General features: G+C 51.7%; 17 protein-coding genes and 2 pseudogenes. All 19 read right to left on the reverse strand.

Translation table 11 applies throughout. The features are described 5' to 3' along the window. Positions 1-93: 93 nt before the first annotated feature. Positions 94-444, reverse strand: a complete 351-nt coding sequence (locus tag HMPREF3178_RS29995) for an HNH endonuclease (RefSeq protein WP_077270121.1) — start codon at positions 442-444, stop codon at positions 94-96. A gap of 60 nt (positions 445-504) precedes the next feature. Beyond that, positions 505-750, reverse strand: coding sequence for a DUF2560 family protein (locus HMPREF3178_RS14965; protein WP_070585272.1), 246 nt, complete (start codon positions 748-750; stop codon positions 505-507). A gap of 398 nt (positions 751-1148) precedes the next feature. Continuing rightward, positions 1149-1442: an Acb2/Tad1 domain-containing protein gene (locus tag HMPREF3178_RS14970; RefSeq protein WP_049089470.1), complete on the reverse strand. Its 294-nt coding sequence runs from the start codon at positions 1440-1442 to the stop codon at positions 1149-1151. Further along, positions 1439-1633 (reverse strand): hypothetical protein, encoded by a 195-nt coding sequence (locus HMPREF3178_RS31735; RefSeq protein ID WP_049287292.1) that lies wholly within the window; start codon positions 1631-1633, stop codon positions 1439-1441. The genes HMPREF3178_RS14970 and HMPREF3178_RS31735 overlap by 4 nt, the downstream gene beginning before the upstream one ends. Continuing rightward, positions 1584-1859: a hypothetical protein gene (locus HMPREF3178_RS14975; RefSeq protein WP_004849284.1), complete on the reverse strand. Its 276-nt coding sequence runs from the start codon at positions 1857-1859 to the stop codon at positions 1584-1586. Before HMPREF3178_RS14975 ends, HMPREF3178_RS31735 begins: the two co-directional genes overlap by 50 nt. Then, on the reverse strand, positions 1856-2200 hold the full coding sequence (locus tag HMPREF3178_RS14980; protein WP_049089473.1) for a DUF7940 domain-containing protein: 345 nt from the start codon (positions 2198-2200) through the stop codon (positions 1856-1858). The genes HMPREF3178_RS14975 and HMPREF3178_RS14980 overlap by 4 nt, the downstream gene beginning before the upstream one ends. Next, positions 2197-2739, reverse strand: a complete 543-nt coding sequence (locus HMPREF3178_RS14985; RefSeq protein ID WP_049089475.1) for a glycoside hydrolase family 108 protein — start codon at positions 2737-2739, stop codon at positions 2197-2199. Before HMPREF3178_RS14985 ends, HMPREF3178_RS14980 begins: the two co-directional genes overlap by 4 nt. Next, a complete protein-coding gene (locus tag HMPREF3178_RS14990) occupies positions 2736-3035 on the reverse strand; it encodes a phage holin family protein (RefSeq protein WP_031280382.1) in 300 nt (99 codons plus the stop codon). The genes HMPREF3178_RS14985 and HMPREF3178_RS14990 overlap by 4 nt, the downstream gene beginning before the upstream one ends. Before the next feature lie 702 nt (positions 3036-3737). Continuing rightward, positions 3738-4337, reverse strand: coding sequence for a hypothetical protein (locus tag HMPREF3178_RS14995; protein WP_070585274.1), 600 nt, complete (start codon positions 4335-4337; stop codon positions 3738-3740). After that, the gene (locus tag HMPREF3178_RS30970) at positions 4334-4474 is read right to left on the reverse strand and encodes a YlcG family protein (RefSeq protein ID WP_094963453.1); all 141 of its coding nucleotides are present in this window, start codon (positions 4472-4474) and stop codon (positions 4334-4336) included. The genes HMPREF3178_RS14995 and HMPREF3178_RS30970 overlap by 4 nt, the downstream gene beginning before the upstream one ends. After that, positions 4474-5115, reverse strand: a pseudogene (locus HMPREF3178_RS15000) (phage N-6-adenine-methyltransferase); the annotation flags it as partial. The pseudogene HMPREF3178_RS15000 and the gene HMPREF3178_RS30970, both read right to left, overlap by 1 nt. Further along, positions 5112-5705 carry a recombination protein NinG gene (locus HMPREF3178_RS15005; protein WP_070585276.1) on the reverse strand — a complete coding sequence of 198 codons (594 nt, stop codon included), beginning with the start codon at positions 5703-5705 and terminating at the stop codon, positions 5112-5114. The gene HMPREF3178_RS15005 and the pseudogene HMPREF3178_RS15000, both read right to left, overlap by 4 nt. A 166-nt stretch (positions 5706-5871) precedes the next feature. Further along, entirely contained in the window at positions 5872-6054 is a 183-nt protein-coding gene (locus HMPREF3178_RS15010; protein ID WP_014837900.1) for a hypothetical protein, read from the reverse strand. A gap of 129 nt (positions 6055-6183) precedes the next feature. Further along, positions 6184-6417: a DinI-like family protein gene (locus tag HMPREF3178_RS15015; RefSeq protein WP_070585278.1), complete on the reverse strand. Its 234-nt coding sequence runs from the start codon at positions 6415-6417 to the stop codon at positions 6184-6186. Positions 6418-6561: 144 nt separating this feature from the next. Next, positions 6562-6831: a hypothetical protein gene (locus HMPREF3178_RS15020; RefSeq protein WP_049079404.1), complete on the reverse strand. Its 270-nt coding sequence runs from the start codon at positions 6829-6831 to the stop codon at positions 6562-6564. A 47-nt stretch (positions 6832-6878) separates the two neighbouring features. Beyond that, positions 6879-7274 (reverse strand): hypothetical protein, encoded by a 396-nt coding sequence (locus HMPREF3178_RS15025; RefSeq protein ID WP_070585280.1) that lies wholly within the window; start codon positions 7272-7274, stop codon positions 6879-6881. After that, positions 7264-8268, reverse strand: a complete 1005-nt coding sequence (locus HMPREF3178_RS31310; RefSeq protein ID WP_070585282.1) for a DUF3850 domain-containing protein — start codon at positions 8266-8268, stop codon at positions 7264-7266. The genes HMPREF3178_RS15025 and HMPREF3178_RS31310 overlap by 11 nt, the downstream gene beginning before the upstream one ends. Continuing rightward, on the reverse strand, positions 8265-8552 hold the full coding sequence (locus HMPREF3178_RS15035; protein ID WP_070585284.1) for a hypothetical protein: 288 nt from the start codon (positions 8550-8552) through the stop codon (positions 8265-8267). The genes HMPREF3178_RS31310 and HMPREF3178_RS15035 overlap by 4 nt, the downstream gene beginning before the upstream one ends. 142 nt (positions 8553-8694) lie before the next feature. Beyond that, a pseudogene (locus HMPREF3178_RS32215) lies at positions 8695-8825 on the reverse strand (ead/Ea22-like family protein); the annotation flags it as partial.

Consider the following 8825-nt stretch of genomic DNA (forward strand, 5'->3'; position numbering starts at 1 on the left):
GTGTGAAAAAAGGTTAGGCGGCGGTCCTTTGGGCCTTTGCCGTCAGGGATTTGACCCGCCCCCTCCCTGTCGCCATCCAAATGGGAATTGATATCATTTGAAACGCTCACGTCCGGTTTTCGTTCTGTGACAGGGCCAGCACAGGCTTTCAAGATTCGAATCATCATCGGTACCCCCATGAGCCTTGGCCTTGATGTGGTCAACCGTCTTTGCTGCGACAGCTCGCCCGCTGCGAAGGCAGTTCTGGCATAAATGGTTGTCGCGTTTCAGGATGCGCGCACGCCTGATATCCCACTGGCTACCATAGCCGCGCTCATGCCTGCTCTTGCCCTGCTGATGCTGCTGCCAGCCTTCATTACGATGCTTCTCGCAGTAGCCTGAGCGGTCGGTTGTTGTGCCTGCGCATCCACGCTTACGGCATGCTCGGGGAATTAGTGCGGGCATGATTAAGTCCTTATGAGATTTGCATTATCACAGGCACTCAGTGAATGCCTGCTGTAATGCCTAGCTCGACTGTTCAGCGCTCGTATCGAAGAGCGGCAGCGCTTCAGTTGCTTCCTGCACTGCTTTCATCGTCTTTGCCACCACTTCAGTCTCTGATGTGACACGGCTGTATTGCTGGATGAATAGCTGGTATTTAAGCGGGCTGTCCTGAACAAACTCTACAGCGACTTTTGCCGCCGCGGTGTCGTAGTTCAGGGTTGAAAGCAGGTTCAGGCGAATCTGCTGGGCGGCGGTGATTTCGACCATGTCTTACCTCTAAGCAATGTGGGGAGCATTATCGAAGCCACTCGGTGAATGGCTCCTGTAATGCCCTATGCATCTTATTGAATCGTTAATGTTCTTGTTAATCTGAGCTTTCAGCCTAAGCTTAAAGCAGACGCCACCCTGTCCATGTCTGGTTGTCTTTCTGTTTCTACCCGTAGGCTCAAGGATGAGCCAACCTTTCTCACTACGCCCTGTCTGAATTTTTTGATCTGCACCCAGGATAAATACTGAACAAGGTGGGTATTATTTACTCATTGGCTGTTTGTTCAGCACCCCGTAAAGTTTAAGGATTTCCTCCTCGGGGTTTTTTATTGAGCTGCTTGTCGATACTTCGATTCAGCATTATCGAAGCCCCTTAGGTTAGGAGCTTCTGTAATGCATTAGCAATCTGCATCAGGACGGGCGACTGCACGGCAGGCCCACATACAGGCTTCCTGCATTTTGGTGCGGGCGATTGCCAGGCTGCGCATAGCTTCATCAATCTCCCGAGCCTGCTCAGCACTTAACATTGCCGGGCCATTACGGACAGCCAACAATTCACCTCGCTCTGTATCGAGTAGACTGCAAAAATGCCGGCTGACACCTTTGAGGCGGTTCATGCGCTCAATGTCGCCCGTGGTTAATGTGCGGTAGCCCTTTACTGTGGTGCCGTCCTGCGGTTTTGCTTCACTCATTTCGTAGCCTTTTCGGTTAGGTGCGGGCAGTTGGCCAGCACTGATTTGTTGTGCGCCAGAATGTCACGCTTCGTCTGACGGTCGAGAACATCGATATCGTGGTCAGTCAGATAGAGAATTCTTACCCAACTGCACGCCGTATCAACAACCACCGGGGCGGGTAAAGTTTTCGCGCAGCTCGCGATCAACATCGTCATCAGGCATACGCTTAACGCTCTCTTCAACATCGCTGGCCCCTTTCGTTGCATCAGCCCGGCGTTCTGCCGCGGCGACTGTAGCAGCGGCGTTTTCTTCAGTGCGCTGCTGCTCGGCTTTGGCTTCCGCCTTGCTGGTCCCGCGTGAATAGCCTAACCCAAATGCGCCAGCGATTAAGCCAAGCAGAACGACTACCAGCCCGCTGATAAATTCAAGGCTCATTGCGGCTCCTGCTGTTCATCGGCTTTTTCTTTCAGTTTTGGTTGTCTGACGTACTGAGAGAGGATGGCGAGCACCACCAGAGCCGGGCTAATCATTGCCACAATGTTTGCAGGCAGAATATCTTTGATATCCGGCGGCAGCATCGCCCAGGCATGAAGAGCTGCGTCCGGAAATGATTGGGCCCATACACCGACCAAAGCGCCGGCAGCACCCAGGCGGACAGACCATGTTTTAAGCAGCAACCGGGCATGACCAACAAACTCCAGCCGGGTATATTTGCGCACTAGCAACAGAACCAGCACGGCCACCAGCGCCAGCAGAGCGAAAATAATCATCTTCATAGGCTCACCCGCTCTTTAACCCAGCCGTATAGAAACGCTTCGTTAGCCGGCCTCGCTTCGGCCAACTCAAGATAGCGAGCCCCCTGGCTGCAATTCAGCGCCTTTAGCAGCGTGGCTTCGCCATCTTTGCCACGAACGGCGAGATAACTTTTCAGGGCGGCGATGGTGAGATTGCCGATCGCGCCGTCCGTCTTCAGATCCGGATATAGCTTGCCCTGCATATTCAACGCCGTTAACCAGCGCTGCAGGAATGTACTGGCGACACGTGGCCCCATGTTCACGCCAGTATCACACAATTCCTGTGCAATGGCTGGCGACAACTCGGCAATGCGGTCGAACTTCGGTTCAGTCCAGTATTGCGACAGATAAATGGCTTTGGCTGTATCCCGTGGTAACGCCTTCATATCGCCGCTATAGCCATATGCTCGGGCAGTGGTCTGCGTGATACCCCAGCGCGTTGGGCCGCCTTTATCATTCGGGTTATTTACGTAACCCCCTTCTTTACCGAGGATGCCCTCGATAATCTGATCTGCTGTCATGGCGCCTTAACTCCGGTAATGCGCTCCCAGAAATAGGTCAAAGCAACAGAACCCATTGCCCCGCTAATTCCGGAAGTGGCCAGTATCATGTAAATGCTCAATCCGCTTTCAATGCTCACCAGACCAGCAATAACGCCGGTAAACCCTGAAACCACCATTTGGGCAAGAGCATTGATCAAGCTCCATGTTGCCTTGCTCTGCTTCACATCTATCAGGTAGCGGACAAGTCCACCCCAGCAAGCAATGATCAGCAGAACCAGCCAGGACATCCCGGCAATGCTCTCTTTGTCTTGCATACGTTTAGCCATAGTTACCGCCTCCGATTAAAGATCGGGAAGCTGTGTGTTTGAAAAGGGTCAGGCCCGTCAGGCTGGATTTAACAACGAAGCATGTCGATGATGATTCCTGCGGGACCTGATAATAAAAAAGCCATGCAAATGCATGGCCTTGTGATTTGAATCCGTTATTTACAAAATGTATTCGAGACAGTATCTTTCGACTTCCGGACAAAAAAACATATACCGGGACAAAATCTAAATGTAACTGCCTTGCCTGCATGAAACCATGCGGGCTTTTTTTTGCCCAAAGAAAAGGCCCACCGGAATGGCAGGCCTTTAGATAGGGTTATGCAGTATGTGTGTGGTGCCGGGTGCCTCCCGGTAAGTCGCCGCCAGTCCACAGACGACTCGCAATGCGCAAAAAAACATATCAGACTGGCAATGCCCCTCCGCATAGGGGGATTCACCACGCCAAAAATTTAACACCACAATAACATCACTTCAATACTTTACGACGACGTGACAGGGGTGCATCTCGCGAATACCCCTGTCATATCGCCGGAAACCAAAGACCCCGCATTGGCGGGGTTTTCGTTATATTCAAATTGTCGCTTCTCATCGCTGCCATCGTGGCGCAGCTCTGCCAAGCATGAATGGATTATCTAAACTTCTGGGTGAAAATCAATGACAAATTGAAATTTGAGCACAAAAAGACAAAAACTAACTCCGCAGGCTTTTACGTGCAGACAGAAATGCCCTTCCCTGAAATATCTTAAGACACCACTTCACACGCTCTCTTGCCTGGTCTGCCGTCAGCCATGGGGCTATCTTCTGAAGCTCCCTGGTAATATCAGATATTTTTTTTCTCGTCGTGTAATAGCTCAAGCCAACGATATAAATAGGATCGTTCACATCAAACGCGTCGAGCACGCACTTCTCCACGAAATCAGCATCATCGTCACTGATAGCGGTGTCTATAACGCTAGTCTCTTTCTTTGGCCATAGAATTACCTGCGCTCTCTTTAGGGCGTTAGGGCCGCGAAATCCTTCAGCCCTTGCTTGTTCAATTGCAGCAGTGAAGCGCTCAAGCGCCTTATCTGACCATCTGACCCCCTTGACTGACCACCAGCATGAATGCGTTGTTGGCTTACGGGGAAAAGTAGCACCTCGGAGACTTTCCCCCCAAACAGTGAGCAGGGATTTAATCCAGGCAGACTGAATGCCTGTAAGCAATTCTGGGCGTCCGAGGTATCGTTTATGCGTGGCAACCGCGACTTCTGATATAGCGGCATTTTGTCTACGGCGTTGCATTGGAGTCATGCTGTCTCTCCCCGGAGCTGACAGGTGCGTATAAAGTTTTTGAGGATGCGGTAGTCAACTAATACAGTGCCGCGATGACGGCAAAGACGAAGCTTTTGCCAGCGGTGGCGGATCCGCTCTATTGCGTCACGGCTCATGCGGTCACCTTCTTATCAATGGCAAACTGCGCCAGCGCCATAAATGACTGGCCTTTTGCCTCCAGTTCGGTGCGGTTGATATAACTGAATTTCTCACCTCGCCAGGTCTTATCAAATACAGCTATGGCACCAGCAAAAAACGCGCTGGTCGGCCTTTGTTTGTCGTTGGCGGGTTTAAACCAGACAGGCAGATCGAAACCAATCCGCCCGCGGATAAAGCAGACATGATCCGCGCCCTCCGGCCACCACGTTTCGCTCGTTGCGGATTTCATCAGGAAAACATAGCGGCCGCCCTTCTCTCTTTGCGCAGCTGCGTAGTTCATGATGTGAGTCATGCCTGTGATGGCTTGCTTTTCGTGGTACTGAGAGCGGCTGTAAGGCGGATTACCAAATGCAGCACCACCGATTGAGTCCAGCATTTCCGACCAATCCTGTGTCAGCGCGTTATCTTCTGCGGTGTACCAGACAGGACATTTTGCGTTGCTATCATCAGCGAACAGGTCCAGCATCAATGGACCAAACATTGCGTTGATACCCCAGAAAAGCGGATCCGGCGTTCGCCACTGGTCACCAACCTCTTTTAAGTAATGGGATGGTGCGTTGCGTAGGGTTGAGAGGGATTCGCAGTAAGGATTAGTCATGCGGCCTCCTGCGCTTTTTTCAGTACGCGTAAGTCGGCGTAAGCCTGCAGGCGGATGGCTTCCAGCTCTTCGATGGTCCAGCGGTGAATCCGGTTGTCGTTATCAAGCCCCTGAACTGCGGCTTCACCGATTTTTGCCACCAGCCCTTCGCGGTAGGCTTTGATATTTCCGGACTTTCCGACATTGCAGTCATCACACTGCAGGTTGATGTTGATGCGGGTAAACCGCAGATGAGAGGCTTTAGCAACGGTTCTGTAATGCCCCGCATGCCAGACTTTGGCGTCGTGAGTACCGCAGGAAATACACCCCTCCCCATTAACGAGGGCCATTTCACGGCAAAGGGTATTAACCACGCGCTCGGTGACTTCCAGCCAGTGGCTGAGAGGTTTTTCAGCCGTCGTTGGTTGAGGGCGGATATGGTGAACGGGTTTATTTTTTAACTTGTTTTGTGCCTTAACCTTTTGTTTCTCGCGCTGATGCGCAAGGTACTGGCTCTTATGCTCTTCGCAACACCAGTAAATATTCGAATAGGTAAGGTTAAACCAGGCACCGCAACCGGGTGCTTTGCATCTGCGACGGGGATCTCTCATATCGCACCGCCTGGGTGCGACAGACAAACGGAAACACCAGCATAGGTGATAGCCGGTGTCAGGAGGTACAGCTTTTGAGAGTGGTTCTTCTGCGCCATCGGTTTTTCTCCGTGGCACAGCGACTAGCAAGAAGGGTTGTTCAGACCCGTAATTAATATAGCTAATTTTAGTCCTGACTTACAGGGGGAAGACCGGCTTTTTTACGGGCCTCATCAAGGGATTTGAGCGAGGTGACAAACTCATCTTTGCGCAGCGGGAAGCCCCTCTCCACAACCCCATTTTTCACATAAACAAGGACAGGCCCGGTATGCTCTTTGAATCCTGGAAATAAATCATCCGGTATTTCCATAAATACCTCATTGGAAACACTCCACCTGCAACGAACACGGCTACCGAGTTACCACACTTAAGAAAGAACCGCGCTAAAGATGGCGTAAAAAAGTTAACAATGGCGGCATCACCGCCACATTTTTACTGCTCAATAAAACCAGTCGTCGGCGCTTTCCCAGGTCTCGCGGAGTATTTCCTCAATGATTTCCTTATCGTCGTCGATACCCCCGTAAACACTTAGGCCATCTGACCCGGCGAGACGAATGGTTAGCTTGCAATCTTCATAGTTCTGATTCAGACGACGCAATAGCTCAACTTCAAGAGCCGGAATAGCGCCATCAGGTAGTTTTTTAGTTTTGTCGATGGTTACTTCGATTTTCATGTTATCACCCCATTCGATATACTGTATAAATAAACAGTACACCCAACACGCTGAATGAGCAATATCTTAAGAGCACAAAACGTTAATTTTTGTCATGATTGATAAAATAAAACCCGCTGTAGCGGGTTGTATTGCATAGAGAATTTACTGAGGTGCCTTTGACTCGACCTTGCTGTGAACCTCCCAGCGACTGATCCCGCAGCTGCCGCAGAAGTTGGCCAGGTAATCCAGCCCGGACCATTCCCGGACACCGCCACGCGCAGCCTCTACGTACACGCCAATATCCTTATCTCGCCAAAATCCAAACAGCCTCCAGCCATCGCGATCAGCGATTTTTACCGCAACAATACGAGTCAGAACTCCAGTTTGATACAACTCGGTAAAGGCTGGCTTTTTTCTGGTTATCATTTGCATAAATAACAAACCTTAGATTTGTTGATAACAAATATGATGTTTGTGTTTTATTGCTTTATCCCCTGCTCAGTATTTTTCAGGTCGTTCTCCGCAAAAAGGATCGACGTTCTGGCAGCGCGTAGCCGTGCCTTTGCATTTTTCTCTTCTCGTTCGAGGTTGGCGACAGCTTCGCGCAGCTCATCGCGGCGGTTATGAAGCTGCTGAATCTCTCTCACCACAGCCTCGCCATCAGTCGCGCACTGAAGAACGTACTGGAATGGGTCAACAGCGCAGCCGCATTGAAGGCACAGAATGACCCGCCCCTTTTCATCGACCTCGACGGCTTTATGCTTGCAGTGCTGCTCCCTGTAGTCCTTCCGGTCGGTTACGGTGATGTTCAGCAGCGTATCTTCATCTCGCTTTGGCTGCACCAGAGTGATGACGTTGTCGCCTTCATTTCCCATCTGGCACCTCCTGCGGTGCGGGCGCGAGCAGAGCGTCAGCATCAGCGATAACTTTCCTCAGCGTTGGGAACTCACTGTCTCTGCGCCCTTCCCACATCTCGCAATACTTTTCTATTTCAGGGTGAGCCCAATCGCGAAGCTCTGAAAGCAGGTCCTTCGGCACCATCACGTAACCATCCGGAATTACCGGAGAGTTGCCGCCTTGCGCCGGAGAGAGGCTGCTTTGCGCTGGTCGGCAACGGAAGTGCGCCGGAGAGTTGCCACCCTGGAGCATGGCGGCGCGGCAGGCGTTCCAGGCATCCATTGCAGTCCCGGCATCTTGTCTGCCAGTGTCTTTGCAAAACTTCACAGCATCCGCAATAGCCCATTCCTTCGGCACTACCGGCGCTGACTGCGGCAACATGGCTTTTAATGCTTCAATATTAGCGTCGTATTCCGCACGTTCTTCCGGCGCCATAGCCTCAAGTTCGGCGTAATGCTCTGCTCTGCGTTGAATAGCCTCAAGTACCAGTCTGATTTTAACGCCTTTCCCAAAGCGCAATCCTGGCTCCAGCAATAAGGGGCATGACAGTGTTTCAGGATATTCCGGCGCTGGCTGCGCGTGGCGATAGAGCGCGATATCTCCCGTCTCTGTGTTCTGCTTACCCCACAGATATGCCGTCTCCCTCCCTCGGTCGATATAGCCCAGGTTGCGTTCGTCGGTGTACGCCACAGGCTCGCTGTCCATTGCCTCTCGGTCAATGCTCAGAAGGACATAACCCGGCATCCATTCGCCAACGTCAGCGATATGAGTGATTGTGGCATTGATAAACTCTCCCGTGCGGTGACAACTACCGCGCGGTGTCTCCAGCAGGTGGAGAGTGTCGCCTACCCGATAATCACGGTCATTTTTGCGTAGCTCTGCGCGTTTAACGCCAGTACAAACAGCAGAGAAGAATTCAGGGTAAATTTTCAATTCGTGAGTGATTGGCTCTCTGGTTAATTTGCTGGTCATTGGTTGGCTCCCGTCGTATTCACCTGGTTGCGGTTAGAGCGGCATACCAGCGCCCAAAAATTCATATCGCAAATCAGCGCTACGCGCATTTCCGTAGTAAAGCGACACCCAAGCTTATTTGACTTGCCGACTGACCGCCGACGCTTGCGCATAATCTTGCGGACGTGCGCCGCCTGCACCTCAACCTGCCGATGTCTCGATGCATAAACACCCTTTGCAGGGATTTTTCGCGCCTGTTTCTGGTAAGCAGTTAACAGGTCATGAACGTCTGATGATTTAGCCATTCTCCTACTCTCCTTCGATAACCTTGATGCCAGCGGCGGTAAGCGCCTCTTTGCACTTCTCGATAGCCTCATACGCTGATAGCGGATCATCAAACTGAGTTTGATTAGGCAGCTTCACGGTGACGGTGCGGGAATCGCTATCCAGCGGCGGAAGGTCTGGAGTTGTCACGCCAAACAGATCCGCCAGTGCACGATAGTTAAGCTCGCTGTGATAGCGACCTTTGCAGCGGACCAGCTTCTCGGCTGCTGCGTTGATGGTCTGCGCCTTCTCCA

The organism is Klebsiella sp. HMSC09D12 (assembly GCF_001808475.1).
GTDB lineage: Bacteria > Pseudomonadota > Gammaproteobacteria > Enterobacterales > Enterobacteriaceae > Klebsiella > Klebsiella oxytoca.